This is a genomic window from Stenotrophomonas terrae, assembly GCF_039674165.1.
In the GTDB taxonomy this organism is placed as follows: domain Bacteria; phylum Pseudomonadota; class Gammaproteobacteria; order Xanthomonadales; family Xanthomonadaceae; genus Stenotrophomonas; species Stenotrophomonas terrae_A.
The window spans coordinates 38040-54908 of record NZ_JBDJMY010000029.1; the positions used below are offsets into that span (position 1 = coordinate 38040).

Consider the following 16869-nt stretch of genomic DNA (forward strand, 5'->3'; position numbering starts at 1 on the left):
CCCTGCTTAAGCTGGAGTTCCAAAGGAATGTCGATTTCGCTGGCCGATATGCGCTACGCCGTCAATCGCATCATCGGCCTGGCCCGTCGTGGCCTGGCTAGCCTGCGCACCCGCGGCTGGCGCGCCACCCTGCACCGGGTTGGTGTGCATACCCGGCGCCAGCCGCCTGCGCAGCGTGAGCCGCTGTATTTCCCCGACAACGGCCCGTTCGTTCCGTTCAGCGTGCCGCGCAGCGAGCAACCAGCAGCCAGCATCGTCATCCCCGTATACAACCACTGCGGCCACACCCTGGCCTGCCTGCGCGCCCTGGCCGCACATCCGCCTGCCAGCAGCTGCGAGATCCTGGTCATCGACGATGGCAGCAGCGACAGCACCCGCGAGTGGATGCAGCAGATCGATGGGCTGCGCTACCACCTGCGCGCAAGCAACGGCGGCTTCATCGCCGCCTGCAACGATGGCCTGCGGCTCAGCCGCGGCGACCACGTGGTGCTGCTGAACAACGACACCATCCCGCAGCCCGGCTGGCTGGATGCGTTGCTGGCCACCTTCGCGCAGGTTCCCGACGCCGGCCTGGTCGGCGCCCAGCTGTTGTATCCCGATGGCCGTTTGCAGGAGTCCGGCGGCGTGGTTTTCGCCGATGGCAGTTGCTGGAGCTATGGCCGCTTTGAATCGGCCGAAGATCCCCGCTACAGCGCATTGCGCGATGCCGATTACTGCTCCGGCGCCGCCTTGGCGATACCGCGGCTGTTGTTCGAGGAATTGGGCGGGTTGGACAGCCGCTATGCACCGGCCTACTACGAAGATACCGACCTGGCCTTCAAGGTGCGTGAGGCCGGGCGCCGCGTGCTGGTACAGCCGGCCAGCCGCGTCGTGCACGATGAAGGCACCAGCAACGGCACCGATACCAGCAGCGGGGTCAAGGCCTACCAGGTGCGCAACCAGGCTGTTTTCGCCAGCGCCTGGCAGGACGCGCTTGCCGCGCAGCCCGCAGCGGGCAGCGTGCCGTCGCCAGCCTTGCTGCATCGCCGGCAGCGGCAGATCCTGATCATCGACGAATGCGTGCCGCAGCCCGACCGCGACTCGGCCTCGCTGCGCCAGTTCAACCTGATCCGCATGTTGCTGGCTGAAGGCGCCCATGTGGTGTTTCTGCCTACCCGCGGCGAACCGGCCAGCCCTGCCACTGCGGCCTTGCAGGCGATCGGCGTGGAAGTCTGGCACGCGCCCTTCCTCGACCGCGTCGGCAGTTGGCTGCGTGACAACGGCAAGCGTTTCGCCGTCGTCATGCTGGTGCGTTACCACGTCGCCAACGAATGTCTGCCCTTGCTCAAGCAGTTCGCACCGCAGGCGCGCACTGTTTTTGACACTGTCGACCTGCACTATCTGCGTGAGCGCCGCGGCGCGGAGCTGGCCCGCGACCAACGCCTGCTGCGCAGCGCCGAACGCACCCGCGCCAGCGAACTGGCGGTGATGGCGGCAACCGATGTGACCTTGCTGGTCAGCGCAGCGGAAAAGGAACAACTCGCCACGGATGCACCGCAGGTACGGGTGGAACTGCTTTCAAACCTGCATGAAATCGCCGGCGCAGGTGAACCCTGGGCACAACGGCATGATCTTGTGTTCGTCGGCGGCTTCCGCCACCCACCGAATCTGGATGCGATGACCTGGTTCATCGGCGACGTGTTTCCGCTCATCCACGCGCAGCGCCCGGATATCTGTTTCCACTGCATCGGGGCCGATGTACCGGCCAGCATCCACGCCCTGGCTGCCACCCGGCCCGGCGTACAGGTGCATGGCTATGTACCGGATGTGGTGCCTTTCATGACCCGCATGCGCGTTGCCGTGGCCCCGCTTCGTTTCGGCGCAGGGGTCAAGGGCAAGGTCAACCTGAGCATGGCCCACGGCCAGCCGGTGGTAGCCACCACCTGTGGCGTGGAAGGCATGCACCTGCAGCACGGCCAGGACGTGCTGGTCGCCGACGGCCCGCAAGCCTTCGCCGACGCCGTGCTGCGCCTGTATGACGATGCCGAACTCTGGCAGCGTTTGTCCGACAACGGGCTGGCCAACATCACCAGGCATTTCTCTATGGACGCCGCACGCCAAGCCGTGCAGCGGGTGTTCTTCGCCAAATAGCAGCCGCTGCCTTCAAGCATGCACAGCACGGCATCCGCTCATGACCGGATCAGACGTAATCGTCTGATCCGGCAGCCTGCGCAAACCTCGCCCTTGTCAGCGATACACCGGGTGACGGCGGCATAGCGTGGACACCTGTGCCCGCACCTGGCCAAGGACCTGCTCCAACGCCCCGGCCTCCAGTCCGTCCAATACATCAGCAAGCAAGCCCGCCAGCTGTTCGCATTCGGCTATGCCAAAGCCCCGCGTCGTCACTGCCGGTGTGCCGATCCGCACCCCTGATGTCACGAACGGCGAGCGCGGGTCGTTGGGCACCGAGTTCTTGTTGGCGGTGATCCACGCGCGACTAAGCGCAGCGTCAGCATCCTTGCCGGTGAACGGCTTGCTGGACAGGTCGATCAGCATCAGGTGGTTGTCGGTGCCACCGGAAACGATGCGATAACCACGCTGCTGCAGCACCGTCGCCATCGCCCGTGCATTGTCGATCACCTGCCGCTGGTAGCGTTTGAATTCCGGCTGTAGCGCCTCTTTGAACGCGATCGCCTTGGCCGCGATCACCTGCATCAGCGGCCCGCCCTGGATACCCGGGAACACCGCCGAGTCCAACCGTTTGTTGAACGCCGCATCCTGCCCCTTGCTCAGGATGATGCCGCCGCGCGGCCCGCGCAGGGTCTTGTGGGTGGTACTGGTCACCACGTGCGCGTGCGGCAGTGGGTCCGGATATTCACCAGCCGCGACCAACCCCGCCACGTGTGCCATGTCCACCCAGAACACCGCCCCGACCTTGTCGGCGATCGCGCGCATGCGCGCCCAGTCCTTGTGTCGTGAATACGCCGAGAAGCCGCCGATCAGCAGTTTCGGCCGGGTTTCAAGCGCGATACGTTCCATCTGCTCGTAGTCGATCAATCCAGTCTGCGGATCAAGTCCGTAGGGCACGATCCGATAGTGGCGACCGGAAAAATTCGCTGGATTGCCGTGGGTCAGATGCCCGCCCTGCGCCAGGTTCATGCCCATCACCGTATCGCCCGGTTCGACCAAGGCCAGGAACACCGCGGCGTTGGCCTGCGCACCGGCATGTGGCTGCACGTTGGCGTAGTCGCAATCGAACAGCTGCTTCACCCGCTCGATAGCCAAGCGTTCGGCTACATCAACGTTCTCGCAGCCACTGTAATAACGTTTGCCCGGGTAACTCTCGGCATATTTGTTGGTGAACACCGAATCCTGGATCGCCATCACCAGCGGACTGGCATAGTTCTCCGAAGCGATCAGCTCAACGTGATCGTGCTGGCGTTGTTGTTCGGCCAGCAAGGCAGAGGCGAGCTCGGGATCGAAGTCGACGAGTGCGGGCGATGCGTCATACATGGCGGTGGCTCCTGGGTTGAAATTGTCTGTTGGCGGGGCGGCATCCGCTGCTGATCCGGCAGGCCGCATTGGCTGCGGTGGCAGCGCATCCAGCCAACCCGAATACCGCCTGCGCCGCCCGTGGCAATACCGACGCGGCGGCTTCTGCCTGCCTGCGCACTGCGCGCGGGTCGATACCGGCCTGAGCAAGCTCACAGGCATGGCCCAGCAGCCAGTGTTCGATCTGCTGCGGTTGCATTTCCAGATGGCACTGCAGTGCCAATACATGCAGGCCAAGACTGAAGGCCTGGTTTGCGCATAGCGGCGTTCCCGCCAAGTGGCGGGCACCGGCGGGAATGTCGAAACGATCGCCATGCCAGTGCAGCACAGCAACCTGCCCCAGCGCGGCCAGCGGTGATGCCTTGCCCTGCGCAGTCAACGTCAGCGGTGCGAAGCCTATTTCCTTGACCCCCATGCTGGTCACGCGCGCGCCCAGCGCGCGGGCAATCAACTGCGCGCCCAGACAGATACCAAGCAAAGGCAACTGCTGCCGCAGCTGCCGCTCAATCAGCGCCAGCACATCCAACAGATGGGGATGGGCCTGCTCATCGAAGGCTGCAATGGGCCCACCCAGCACCACCAGCAGATCCGCCGTGTCCACCGCGCGCAGATCATCGTTGGCCACATCCAGATAGCGCACGCGATAACCGCGCTGCTGCAGGAGCGGCTGCAGGCTGCCCAGGCCCTCGAAATACACCGTGCGGATGGCGACGGCGGTCTTCATCGTTTCGGCTCCGTCGCCGTGGCGTCGGCAGGCCAGTAGTGACTGTCCGGCAGCGGTCGTGCACCGAAGATTGCCTGTCCCACACGCACGACCGTGGCCCCCTCTTCGATTGCGATCTCGAAATCGCCCGACATGCCCATCGACAATTCATCCAGACCCACCGCCGCTGGCGCGTCCTGACGCAGCCTGTCGCGCAGCGCGCGCAAGCCGATGAAACAGCGTCGCACGCGTTCGGCCTCGGCCGAGAACACAGCCAAGGTCATAAGCCCCCGCACGCGCAACGCCGGGTAGGCGCCGAGCGCACGCAGATGCGCCAGGACAGCGTCCGGTGCCAACCCATATTTACTGGCTTCGCCGGAGGTGTTTACCTGCACATAGACATCCAGCGAACGGCCTTCAATCTGCAGCCTGCGCTCCAGTGCTTCGGCAACACGCAGACTGTCCAGTGCCTGGAACTCACTGGCCAAGCGCGCCACCTGCTTGGCCTTGTTGGTCTGCAGATGGCCGATGATCGACCATTGCAAACCGCCCAGGTCCTGCATTGCCTGCCACTTTCCGGCCGCCTCCTGCACCTTGTTCTCGCCAAACAGGCAACAGCCTGCGGCATGGGCCAGGCGCAGGCTGGCCTCCGGCTTGGTCTTGCTGACCGGCAGCAGGCGCACCTGCGCCGGGTCACGACCCGCACGCAGGCAGGCAGCATCCATGCGTGCCCTCACCGCAGCGAGGTTGTGGCGGAAATCGTCCACTGTCCGCGCCTGCGGATAGCGCCCGTGGCGCGCGTGCGAGGTCATCGTTTGTGATGACTCAGACATGGGCCTGCTCCCAGCTGTCGGCACTGACATCCAACCACGGCCGACACTGCAGCCGCCGGGCTGCAGATGGTCCAGTAACGACCCGCACGACGACGCGCAGGCAAGCAGGGGAAGAGAACATGGGAAATCACGACTCCTGGCGCGGCGTGGGGCGCTGGCTGAGTCTGTTTTTATAGGTCTAGAATGGACTGCCATTCCCATCCACTTTTTCGACATCTGGCAGACCAATTGTTCAAGCACGCCCAACTTGAGTCGGTGAAAGCCTGGATCCTGGACCCGGCGCAGCGCGGGCTGCCCTTGCACGTCCGCATCCAGCGCGCCGTGCGCCAGCTGATCCTCGACGGGGCGCTGGATGCCGGCAGCGCGTTGCCGGCTTCGCGAGCACTGGCGACGTCGCTGGGCGTGTCCCGCGACACAGTGGAGGCGGCCTACGGCCAGCTGCATGCCGAGGGCTTCATCGACCGCAGGAGTGGCAGTGGCAGCTTCGTTGCAGCGGGCGCCCGACGGCTGGGCGGGCGCGGCACCACACGCCGTTCCCCTGCCGCGCCGCAGCCGCTACGGCTGAGCCAGCGCGGCGCCAGCCTGTACCGCAACGGCGGGATACGTGATTTCCCGGCGCCGCGCCCGTTTGTCCCCGGGGTACCGGAAACGCGCAACTTCCCGCTGGCCACCTGGGAACGACTGCAGCGCCAGGTATTGAAGGAATGGGGCAGCGCCGCCCTGCTGCACAGCCCGGCGCAGGGCGTGGCGCCGCTGCGCAGCGCGATTGCCGACTACGTCAACCTGGAGCGCGGCGCCCACGCCAGCGCCGAGCGCGTGCTGGTGCTGACAAGTTCGCAGCAGGCCTTGTACCTGTGCGCGCACGTGTTGCTTGATGCCGGCGAACGCATCTTCGTGGAAGACCCTGCCTACCATGGCGCGCGCAAGGCGTTCGAGGCCGCCGGCCTGGAATGCGTGCCGGTTCCGGTAGACGCCGAAGGCATGCGTGTGGACCTGCTACGCAACGCTACTCCATCGGCACGGGCGGTATATCTCACGCCTTCGCACCAGTTCCCCAGCGGCGCAACCCTGGCCCTGCAGCGGCGGCTGGAAATCATCGAGTGGGCCCGGCAGAACCAAGCCTGGATCATCGAAGACGACTACGACAGCGAGTTCCACTACGCCGGCCGGCCGACCGCCTGCGTGCAGGGACTGGATCCCCACCAACGCACGATCTACATCGGCACTTTCACCAAATCCCTGTTTCCCGGCCTACGCATCGGCTTCATGCTGTTGCCGGCGCAACTGCTCGCGCCAATGACCACCGCGCGCACGTTGCTGGATGGGCATAGCGCTCCCATTCCGCAGTTGACCCTGGCCCGCTTCATGGAGGGCGGGCATTTCGGCGCATACGTGCGTGCGATGCGGGCGATCTATTGCGAACGCCGCGATGTATTGGCAACGCTGGTGCGCAGGCATCTGAAGGATTTCGTCGAACCACGCGTGCCCGACGGCGGCATGCAGATGCCCTGCGTTTTCATCCGCGACATTCCCGAGCAGGCAGCTATCGAAGCCGCGCGCCGGGCTGGCATCGAGCTGCTCGGGCTGAGCGGCCTGCACGCTCGCAGCAAACAGGCGAACGCCGGCTTCCTGATGGGATTCGCAGCGCATGCGCCGGCTGAGCTCGAGGTCGCGGTGAAAAAGCTCGCCCAGGTGCTGCGGGGATTGGCGCCCTGAAGGCCCATGTCTGCCGCATCTAATACGTTGCCGCAGTGCGCTTAAGTCATAGCGTCGGCGTAGGGCGCTGGGCTTTGCCGGGAAAGCTCCTGCCGAGCATGGCTCGGCACTACAGGAGCCGTGCAGGCCGGTCGATCATGCCGGGGCCGATCTGGCCGGCGGCGCGGTCAGCGCAGGGCGTTGCGCACGCGCTCATTGAAACTGGCGATTTCCGGTGTGGCCGGATCTATCTGCCGTGCCTGTGCCAGGGCCTGTTGGGCAAAGGTGGTATCGCCGCCACCCAGGCGTTCGCTGCCAACGGCGAGCCAACGCTGGGCCAGCCGGCGCCGCGCCGGGGCCAGCGCCGGATCGGTCGAGGCCAGTGCCTGCCAGGCATCCAGGCAGGTGCGTGCCGCGCGCAGCCGGTTGCCGCGCAGGTTGTCGTCCAGGCAACTGCGGGCCGCCGGAAGAATCCGTGCGGCCGCACGCTTGACCCGCGCGTCCTGCGGCGCCAGTGCCTGCGCTGCCTTGAAGCGGTCATAGGCGCTGCTGCCCGGTGGCAACAGCCATTCCTGCCGCGCTTCGGCCTCGTCCAGTTGTTTGAGCAGGGCCTTGAGGCGTCGCTCGCGCTCAACGCCGGTGCCCGGTGCTTCCATCGCCTGGCGGGCCTGACGGGTGCGTTGCAGTACCTGTTCGGCCGCACTGACTTCGGCACTGTCCGGGGCAAGTTCGCGCGCGTGCTGCAGGGCGCGTTCGGCCGGTTCAAACTGAAAATCCGCGGTCAACCGCAGCGCTTCCTGCACCTGCGCAAGGGCGATGCGCTGCAGGCCCTGGCGGGCCGCCGGGTCCTCGCCCGCCGCCAGCACCTGCTCGAACGCGTCGGCTGCGCGTTGCAGGCGACCACGCGCAAGATCGCGCTCACCCTGTTGCCGGCGCTGCTCCAATGCGGCGTTCATCACCGCCTTGACCGCCGGCAGGTTGGCGTGGCCGGCGTCATAGCGCTCAACCCGCTGCAACAAGGCCGCCGCGGCGGCCAGGTCGCCCCGGTCCGCTGCCCGCGTCGCCTGGGTCAGCAGGTCCGACAACACCTCGTCGCGTCCTTCCAGGGCCTGCATCTTGTCCGGCTGCAGCGCCAGCACACGCTGATACAACGGCAAGGCCGCGTCCGCCGCATCGTCCAGCCGACCCTGCGCCTGCGCCGCCTCGGCCTGCTGCAGCAGCTGTTCGATACCGTCCGGTCCGCGTACCGCCTGCTGCAGTTTGGCGGCGAGCGGGTCGATATCGGCCGACGGCGCCTGCAGCTGCCGGGCCAGCGCCAGACTGCGCGTGGCAGCCTCACGATCACCGGCCGCCAACTGCCTGCGCGCCTGCGCCAATGCCGCCTGCGCGGTTTGCGCCAAGGCGTTGCGGATGTCACTGCGATCCGGATCCAGCGCGGCGGCTGCCTCGAACAACTCGCGTGCGCCGCGACCATCGGCGGCACTCAAACGCCCGTCGCGCAGCGCCGAACGGCCATCATCGAGCAATTGTTGGATCTTGGTCTCCGGCCACAACCAATCGGCCAGCGGCTGCCGGAACAAGGCCAATACCAGCGCCAAAGCAGCCACACCGATGGCGATCGAACGCCAGGCGCGCGGGCTGTTCCAGCCACGCGCCACCCACCAGCGCCCGTACAGCCGCAGCTTGTCGCCGAATGTTTCCAATCCCTGTTGGCCGCGCTGACGCCAGTTCTCCATGCGCCAAGCTTACCTATCCCAGCCTTCGCGCATCGTCTACGCCGGGCAATGCATCAAGTTTTCCAAGCAGGGTGGACAGCTGGCCGTAGTCACTGACCTTCAAACGCAGGCGCAACTGCACGCGCCCGCTCTCACGCAGGTTGTCGCTGTTGATCTCCAGCACATAGGCATCTTCCTGCGCGATCAGGTTGGTGATGTCCTTCAACAACCAGCGCCGGTCCACCGCGCGCACCATCACATCCACCTCATAGCCGGAACCGGTACGGCCCCACTCCACCGGCAATACCCGCTCCGGGTGCGCCGCCGACAAACGCGCCAGCGCCGCGCAATCCATGCGATGCACGGTGACGCCACGGGTGCGGGTGAGATAGCCGGTGATCGGCTCGCCCGCCACCGGCTGGCAGCAGCGCGCAAGCTGCACCAGCAGGTTGCCCACGCCCTGCACGGTGAAATCGGATTTGCCGATGCTGCCGCGGCGGGCGGTCGGCCGCGGCAACACCGGCGTTGCCGGCTGCGATGCGGCTTTTTCCGCCTCCAGCAGAGCCCGGCTGACCTGGTTGGGCCCGGTATCGCCCAGCGCCACCTGGATGTACAGATCGTCCACGCTGTCGGCGTGGAATTTGCGCGCGGCCACCATCAGATCGGACTGCTGCAGGCCCAAGCGCTTCAGTTCGCGATCCAGCAGCTCGCGGCCCGCCTGCACATTGCGTGCCCGGTCCAGCTTGTGGAACCAGTTGCGCACCTTTTCGCGCGAGCGGCCGCTGGCCAGGAAGCCATTGGACAGCAACAACCAGTCGCGGCGGGGATCAGCTTCCTTGCCGGTGAGGATCTCGACGCGGTCGCCGCTGCGCAGGCGGTAGGTCAGCGGCACGATGCGGCCGTTGATCTTTGCGCCACGGCAGCGGTGTCCGACCATGGTGTGCACGTGGTAGGCGAAATCCAGCGGCGTGGCACCGGCAGGCAGGTCCATCACCTCGCCTTTTGGGCTCAGTGCATACACCCGGTCTTCGACCAGCTCGGCATCCAGCGCACCGGCCAGGTCGTCCGGGCTACCCGGGTCCTGGGCCTGCTCCAGCAGTTGCCGCATCCAGGTGATCTTGCGATCGAAGGCCTTCTCACCGCCCTTGCCGCCTTCCTTGTACTTCCAGTGCGCGGCCACGCCCAACTCGGCCTGGGCATGCATTTCGTGGGTACGGATCTGTACCTCGATGGTGCGCCCTTCCGGGCCGATCACCGCCGTATGCAGCGAGCGGTAGTCATTGGCCTTGGGCCGTGCGATGTAATCGTCGAACTCGCTGGGAATCGGCGTCCACAGCGCATGCACCACGCCCAGCGTGGCGTAGCAGGCGCCCACATCGTCGACCATCACCCGCACCGCGCGCAGGTCATACAGCTGCTCGAAGGCCAGCTGTTTTTTCTGCATTTTCCGCCAGATGCTGTAGATGTGCTTGGGCCGGCCGCTGACTTCGCCACGGATGCCCTGTTCGGCCAATGCCGCCGACAGCTTCTTCTTCACCGCCTCGACATAGCGTTCGCGGGCAATGCGGGTTTCGTCCACCTCGCGGGCGATATGGCGGTAGGTCTCCGGTTCCAGAAAGCGGAACGCCAGATCTTCCAGCTCCCACTTCAGCTGCCAGATGCCGAGCCGGTTGGCCAGCGGCGCGTGGATGTCACGGGTCAGCTGGGCCAGCGCGCGACGCTCTTCGTCCACCAGTCTGTCGGCCGCCCGCATGCAGGCCAGCTGCCGTGACAGCAGGATCGGCACCACCCGCAGGTCGTGGATGATCGCCAGCAGCAAGCGGCGCAGGCCTTCACTGTTGCGCCCGGCATCACGCCCGGCATGCAGCGCCCACACCTGGTCGGCAGCCTCCTGGCCGTCCAGTAACCCATTCACCGCCACCGCGGCCGCACCCAGCGGCAACGCAGCGATGTGGGCCCGCAGGCCGGGCAGGTCAAACAGCAGGGCGGCGACGATCACGCTTTCGTCCGCCGACAGCAGCGCCAGCGAATCCAGGGTATCGGCAAGCACCGGCCAGGGCAGGCGCGGTGACACATCCATGTCCGGCTGCTGCCAGCAGGCCAGCAGGGCCTGACGCAGCGGCGCGGACAGGGCACGGGTTGAGGAGCGCTGCAGCAGCGCATCCAGGCCGGGGGTGGGGGAACTGTTCACAGCATTCAATTACAGGCAGATGCCCCTACACTAGCGCCCACCCTCTCTGGGAACAATATTCATGAAGCTGCCTCGCCTTGCTGTCCTGCTTGCCGTCACCGCTTTGTCGTCGTACCCCTTCATCGATGCACACGCCCAGCGCGTGGTGCAGGGCGATCTGCAGCAGCAGATGTCCGCCGCCGAGTTCAACGCAGCCGGGCTGAACAAGCTCAGCCCGGAAGAACTGGTCACCCTCAACAACTGGCTGCAGGGCAAGGTGGCGCAGGCCGCCAGTGTTGCCGTGGAACAGGCGCGCGAAGAAGGCCGCCAGGAAGTGATCGTCAAGAACCGCGGCTTCTCCGACTTCGGCTCCAAGGATCCGATCGAAGCCACCCTGGAAGGCGAGTTCCGTGGCTTCAGCAAGGGCCGCCAGTACACGCTGGGCAACGGCCAGATCTGGGAACAGACCGATGACACCAGCGTCGGCGGCGTGCGCAAGCAGGCCCCCAGCGTGCGCATCACCCCCGGCCTGATGAACGTGTGGTACCTGCAGGTGGACGGGCTCAATACCCGCGCCAAGGTTCGCCGTACCAAGTAAGCGCGCACCACCGCGCCTGCCCTGCCCCGGTCATGAGCGCCGGGGCGGTTGCCTCCCGCCATCGAACTTGCGAGCCTGCTGCCCCATGCGTGTAATCGTCCTGCCCCTGTTGTTGCTGTTACTCCCGGCCAGCGCTGCCGCACAGGTCTACAAGTGCAAGGGCAAGTCCGGCGAAACCATGTATTCCGAACATCCCTGCGATGCCCGCGCCGAACCGATGAAGCTGCGCGAGCAGGCCGCCGCCACTCCCGCAAGCGCGGCCAGCAGCGCAGAAGGCCAACCGGCAACGGCTGCGGCTCCAGCAGCCAGCGGCAGCCCGGCTGAAGCGCTTGAAGCCGAACGCAGCTGCATCAGCACGGCTACCGCATCCATCTACGGTTCTTCCAATGACCGCGTCGGCACCCTGCAGCAGCAGATGAGCTCGCTCAGCGAACAACTGGCCCAGGCTACGGACGCCGAACGCAGCCAGGCACTGCGGCAGCGGATGGCAACCTTCCGCCAGGCCATCAGCCGCGAACACGCCTCGGCGCATACGCAGATGAACACCGCCCGCCGCGCCTGCATCCAGCAACACCGCCCGGAGGCGGCGATTACCCGCTGAGCGCAGCCCTCAGCTGCGCAGTGCCGCCACCCGCTGGGACAGCTTCTTGGCCGAAATGCCGGAACGGAAGCCCAGCTCCTGGGCGAACAGCGATACCCGCAGTTCTTCAATATCCCAGCGCAGCGCCGCCCATTGCGGGCGCTCGGCCAGGCCCTGCACGCGCGCTTCCTGCAAGGCATCGACGAAGGGTTTGAGTTCGAGCATGCGCGCCTGGTCACGCGGCGGATCACGCTTGGCCCGTTCGGCACGCAGGATCATCGCCTTCAGGTAGCGCGGGAACTGTGCCAGTGCGTCGGCCGGTGTCTCACGCAGGAAGCCGGCATGCACCAGACCGGCCAACTGCGCCTGCATATCGTCCAGATTGCCGCGCGCCCAGCCCATCAGCGGCGACTCCAGCTGCGGCTTCAGTTCGCCAACCAGACCGAGGATGCTTTCAGCCAGTTTGAGCCGCTCCATCGCCTCGCCAAACAAGCGTTTGCCGGCATCGGCGCAGCGTTGCTGGAATGCTTCCGGTGTGCGGATCGCGTCCAGGCCATCGGCCAGCACCGCGTTCAGCGCGGCATCGACAAGATCGCCACGCAGCCGCTCCTGTGACTCGATGGCTGCGTACAGCAGGCCGGTCTTGGGCGACACGGGCAGCTGCTTACGCGCATGTTTGAGTTTGTCGGCCAGGGCGATTTCCAGCAGCCGGCGCACGCCCTGTGGGTGTGCAAGCGCGGCTTCGTTGCGGTCGGCGAAGATGCGCAACGCGGCGGCATCGCCGGTATCCACCAGCGCCGGATAGGCCGGTACGCCCGCCTCACCCGGCACCTGCTCGGGAATGGCAATGGCCGGAAACTCCCGCAGCCCCTCGGCCGCCAGCGCTGCACCCGCCCGCGCGGCGAACGCACTGCCGGCGCGCTCGCCAAAGCGGGCGCGCAAGGCGTCCAGATCGCGCGACATCGCCAGCAGCTTCATGCCAGCCTTTTCGCTGGTGGCAGTTTCCTTGTCGCGCCGCGCCGCCTGTGTCACTTCGAACAGACGCAGGTTCATGCGCAGGTGCGGCTCCAGCGCGTCCACGTCGAAATCCGTGGCCGCGACCACCGCACCGGTGGCCTTGGACAGGAACCGCGCCAGCTCGCCGCGGATGTCATCGGCCGAAGGCTGCAGCCAGGCTTCGGCAAACGCGCGCCCGAAATCCGGGGCCGGCACATAGTTGCGGCGCATCGCCTTGGGCAGGCTGCGGATCAGCGCCGAGGCCTTGTCGGCGACAAAACCCGGTGCCAGCCACGACAGCCGCGCCGGATCCAGCGCATTGAGCAGATGCAGCGGCACATCGAGGGTGACGCCGTCCTCCTCGCTGCCCGGTTCGAAGCGGTAGTGCATGGCAAGCCGTGCATCGCCCAGCGGGAAATACTTCGGATAACGATCCTGCTCGCTGCCCTCGCCCGGCAGCAGATCGGTCAACGACCACTGCAGGCTGCGCCGTTGTTCCGGCGGCAAGGCCTTCCACCAGCCATCAAGCAGATTGGCCGAATGGATATGCGGCGGCACCCGGTCCAGGTACCAGCGCGCCTGCCAATCCTCGTCGGCCACGATACCGGCGCGGCGCAGCTTGGCTTCCTCTTCGCGCGCCTGTTCCAGCAGTTTGATGTTGTCGGCGACAAAGCCGGCACGGGTATTGATCTCGCCGGTCACCAAGGCCTGCCGCACGAAGATGTCGTGGGCCTCGCCCGGATTGATGCGGCCGTAATGCACCGGCTTCTTCGGCGCCAGCACCAGCCCGAACAGGCTGATCTGCTCCGAAGCCAGCACCTGGCCCTGCGCACGCGACCAATGCGGGTCGAAGTGCTTGCGCGCCAGCAGATGCTCCAGCTCGGCAATCACCCAGTCCGGCTCGATCGATGCATTGGTCATGCCCCAGACGCGCTGGGTATCCAGCAAGGTGGCGCTGAGCACCCACGGCGGCGGCCGCTTGGCCAGTGCCGAGCCCGGGAACAGATGGAAGCGACGCTGGCGCGGGGCCTGGAAATCGCCTTTCTCGGTGCGATGGCCAACCTGGGTGGGCAAGCCGGCCAGCACCGCCCGATGCAATGTCTGGTAAGCGGCGATGCGTACCTTGTCGGGAATGGCATTGGCTGCCGGAGCAGCGTCGGGTTTGCGCGCGTTTTTGCCAGCAGGCGGTGGCGCGGCGGCAGCGACCGCCGCCGGCGTTGCGCCCTCGCGGGCCAACCGCGCCGCCTTGTGCTGTTCGCCACGCGTGGCCTTGCGCTTGGCTTCGCTGTCGCCGCCCGCCGGCAGGGCTGGCGGTGCCGACAACAGCGCCTTGCCGAAATTCTCGTCCTCGCCCATTGCCCAGCCCAGCTCTTCGCACAGCAGCCGCAGCTGGCGATGCAGCTCGCGCCATTCGCGCATGCGCAGGAAGCCAAGGAAGTGCCGCCCGCACCAGTCGCGCAGCTTGGACTGGGTGAGTTCTTCGTGGGCGTCGCGGTAGGCATTCCACAGCCGCAGGATGCCGATGAATTCGGAGCGCGCATCGGCAAACAAGGTGTGTGCGTTGTCAGCCGCCTCGCGCGCCTCCGGTGGCCGCTCGCGCGGATCCTGGATGCCAAGGAAAGAAGCGATCACCAGCATTTCGCGCAGGCAACCGCTCTTCTGCGCGGCCACCAGCATGCGCGCCAGCTTCACATCCACCGGCAAACGCGCCATCTGCTTGCCGATGGCGGTGAGCTTGCGCTGCTCGTCAATCGCGCCGAGCTCGACCAGCTGCTGCCAGCCGTCGGCCACGGCACGCTCGTCCGGTGCTTCCAGGAACGGGAAGTCGTCGATGCTGCCCAGCCCAAGCTGCAACATGCGCAGGATCACGCCAGACAGCGAAGAACGGCGGATTTCCGGATCGGTGAATTCCGGCCGGCTCAGGAAGTCCGCCTCCGAATACAGCCGATAACACACGCCCTCGGAAATACGGCCGCAACGGCCCTTGCGCTGGTTGGCGCTGGCCTGCGATACCGGCTCGATATGCAGGCGGTCGAGCTTCTGCCGCGGGCTGTAACGCTTGACCCGCGCATAACCGGGATCCACCACGTAGCGGATACGCGGCACGGTCAGCGAGGTTTCGGCGACGTTGGTGGTCAGCACGATGCGGCGTTTCGGGCCGGGGTTGAATACCCGGTCCTGGTCCTTGGCCGACAGCCGCGCATACAGCGGCAGCACCTCGGTTTCGCGGTATTTGCGGCGTTCGAGCGCTTGGTGGGTATCGCGGATCTCGCGTTCACCGGGCAGGAAGATCAGCACGTCGCCGCGCGCATCGCTGCGGGTGATTTCATCAACGGCGGCAACAATGGCCGAAACCGGATCCATCGCCGATTCGCTGTCCGCTTCCACGCGCTTGCCACGTGCCGGTGCAGCGGCGCTTTCCGCGCTCTTCCCCATCTCATCCAGCGGCCGGTACCGCACTTCCACCGGATAGGTGCGGCCTTCGACATTGACCACCGGCGCATTGTCGAAGTGGCGCGAGAACCGTTCGGTATCGATGGTGGCCGAGGTCACGATCAGTTTCAGATCGGGGCGTTTGCGCAGCAGTTGCTTCAGGTAGCCGAGCAGGAAGTCGATGTTGAGGCTGCGTTCGTGCGCCTCGTCGATGATCAAGGTGTCATAGCGCGACAACCAGCGATCCGAGGCGATCTCGGCCAGCAGGATGCCGTCGGTCATGAACTTGATGCGGCTGTCTTCGCCGACCTTGTCGGTGAAACGCACCTGGTAACCGACCACCGTTCCCAGCTCGGTCTGCAGCTCCTCGGCCACGCGCGTGGCCACCGCGCGGGCGGCGATACGACGTGGCTGGGTGCAGCCGATCATGCCGGCTTCACCACGGCCTGCGGCCAGGCACAACTTGGGCAGCTGGGTAGTCTTGCCGGAGCCGGTTTCGCCGGCGATGACCACCACCTGGTGGGCCCGGATCAGCGCGCTGATCTGCTCGGCCTCGCGCGCGATGGGCAGCGCTTCGTCCATGCTGATCGCTATCGGCCGCGCAGCGCGCTGCTGCCGCTGCGCCCGCGAACGGTCCAGCAGCTGCTGGAAGGCCTGCTCGGCGGCGGCATCGGCCGGTTTGCCCTGCCAGCGCGACAGCAGCCCAAGCAGGCGGCCGCGGTCACGGCTCATCGCCCCGTCAACCGCCGCGCGGGCAGCGCGCAGGCGCGCCGATGGATCTTTTTCGATAGTGCTCATCAATCGTTCAACGTGAAAACTTGAAATGCAGGTAAGGTGCCCATAGCGCTATTGTGAAGCCATTCAACCCGCCACGGAGGAAAGCGTCATGGCCAAAGCCAAGAACAGCAACAAACCAGAAGCCGGAAAGAAGAAGCTGGCAGCCACAGCAACCGCCAGCAAGACGGAAATGGGGAAGAAGAAACTGGCCGCCGCCGCGCCTTCAGCGCCCGGTGTTGATATCGGGATCAAGGACACGGATCGCAAGAAGGTCGCCGATGGGCTTTCACACTTCCTGGCCGATGCCTACACGCTGTACCTGAAGACCCATAACTTCCATTGGAACGTCACCGGGTCGATGTTCAACTCGCTGCACAACATGTTCATGGACCAGTACACCGAGCAGTGGAACGCCCTGGATGAGATTGCCGAGCGTATCCGCGCCCTGGGCTTCAACGCCCCCGGTTCGTACCGCGAGTTCGCAGCGCTGACCTCGATCCCGGAAGAGCCGGGCCTGAACGACAGCGCCGATTGGCGTGAAATGGTGCGCCAGCTGGTGGTCGGCAACGAAGCGGTCTGCCGCACCGCACGCAAGGTGCTGGACCAGGCCGATGACGCCGACGACGCCCCCAGCGAGGACCTGCTGACCCAGCGCCTGCAGATCCATGAAAAGTACGCCTGGATGCTGCGTTCGCTGCTGCAGTAAGACCCCCGATCTTCGGCACGCCCCCTTGACTCAAGGGGGCGTTGCTCAAGAAGGATCGCAGCGTCTTCTGTAGTGCCGAGCCATGCTCGGCATGGGCTTTCCCGGGAAGGCCTCTGCCGAGCATGGCTCGGC

At 66.1% G+C, this 16869-nt stretch carries 11 protein-coding genes; 5 read left to right on the forward strand and 6 right to left on the reverse strand.

What is annotated here, in order from left to right:
- The first annotated feature begins 27 nt into the window (after positions 1-27).
- Positions 28-2130 carry a glycosyltransferase gene (locus ABE493_RS13120; RefSeq protein WP_346499358.1) on the forward strand — a complete coding sequence of 701 codons (2103 nt, stop codon included), beginning with the start codon at positions 28-30 and terminating at the stop codon, positions 2128-2130.
- Positions 2131-2226: 96 nt separating this feature from the next.
- Here ABE493_RS13120 and glyA read toward each other — a convergent pair whose 3' ends face one another.
- The 3 genes from glyA to ABE493_RS13135 are packed head-to-tail and all read right to left on the reverse strand — an operon-like array spanning position 2227 to position 5067.
- Positions 2227-3492 (reverse strand): serine hydroxymethyltransferase, encoded by a 1266-nt coding sequence (glyA, locus tag ABE493_RS13125; protein WP_346499366.1) that lies wholly within the window; start codon positions 3490-3492, stop codon positions 2227-2229.
- Complete coding sequence (locus ABE493_RS13130) at positions 3485-4255, reverse strand: glutamine amidotransferase (RefSeq protein WP_430980779.1); 771 nt, start codon at positions 4253-4255, stop codon at positions 3485-3487. The genes glyA and ABE493_RS13130 overlap by 8 nt, the downstream gene beginning before the upstream one ends.
- A complete protein-coding gene (locus ABE493_RS13135; protein ID WP_430980780.1) occupies positions 4252-5067 on the reverse strand; it encodes a YggS family pyridoxal phosphate-dependent enzyme in 816 nt (271 codons plus the stop codon). Before ABE493_RS13135 ends, ABE493_RS13130 begins: the two co-directional genes overlap by 4 nt.
- 255 nt (positions 5068-5322) lie before the next feature.
- Between ABE493_RS13135 and ABE493_RS13140 the strand changes: the two genes are divergently transcribed.
- Entirely contained in the window at positions 5323-6783 is a 1461-nt protein-coding gene (locus ABE493_RS13140; RefSeq protein ID WP_346499359.1) for a PLP-dependent aminotransferase family protein, read from the forward strand.
- A gap of 167 nt (positions 6784-6950) precedes the next feature.
- On the opposite strand, the gene ABE493_RS13145 is transcribed toward ABE493_RS13140, so the two are convergent.
- Both ABE493_RS13145 and ABE493_RS13150 read right to left on the reverse strand, forming a co-directional pair.
- Positions 6951-8498, reverse strand: coding sequence for a hypothetical protein (locus tag ABE493_RS13145; protein WP_346499360.1), 1548 nt, complete (start codon positions 8496-8498; stop codon positions 6951-6953).
- Positions 8499-8511: 13 nt separating this feature from the next.
- Positions 8512-10668 (reverse strand): RelA/SpoT family protein, encoded by a 2157-nt coding sequence (locus tag ABE493_RS13150; RefSeq protein ID WP_346499361.1) that lies wholly within the window; start codon positions 10666-10668, stop codon positions 8512-8514.
- A 61-nt stretch (positions 10669-10729) separates the two neighbouring features.
- On the opposite strand from ABE493_RS13150, the gene ABE493_RS13155 reads away from it, so the two are divergent.
- Together ABE493_RS13155 and ABE493_RS13160 are read left to right on the forward strand one after the other, a co-directional pair.
- A complete protein-coding gene (locus ABE493_RS13155) occupies positions 10730-11245 on the forward strand; it encodes a hypothetical protein (protein WP_346499362.1) in 516 nt (171 codons plus the stop codon).
- An 85-nt stretch (positions 11246-11330) separates the two neighbouring features.
- Complete coding sequence (locus ABE493_RS13160; protein WP_346499363.1) at positions 11331-11846, forward strand: DUF4124 domain-containing protein; 516 nt, start codon at positions 11331-11333, stop codon at positions 11844-11846.
- A gap of 9 nt (positions 11847-11855) precedes the next feature.
- Here the strand turns inward: ABE493_RS13160 and hrpA are convergent, their stop codons facing one another.
- Positions 11856-16052, reverse strand: a complete 4197-nt coding sequence (gene hrpA / locus ABE493_RS13165) for an ATP-dependent RNA helicase HrpA (protein WP_346499364.1) — start codon at positions 16050-16052, stop codon at positions 11856-11858.
- A 169-nt stretch (positions 16053-16221) separates the two neighbouring features.
- On the opposite strand from hrpA, the gene ABE493_RS13170 reads away from it, so the two are divergent.
- Positions 16222-16737 (forward strand): Dps family protein, encoded by a 516-nt coding sequence (locus ABE493_RS13170; RefSeq protein WP_346499368.1) that lies wholly within the window; start codon positions 16222-16224, stop codon positions 16735-16737.
- Positions 16738-16869 lie beyond the last annotated feature (132 nt).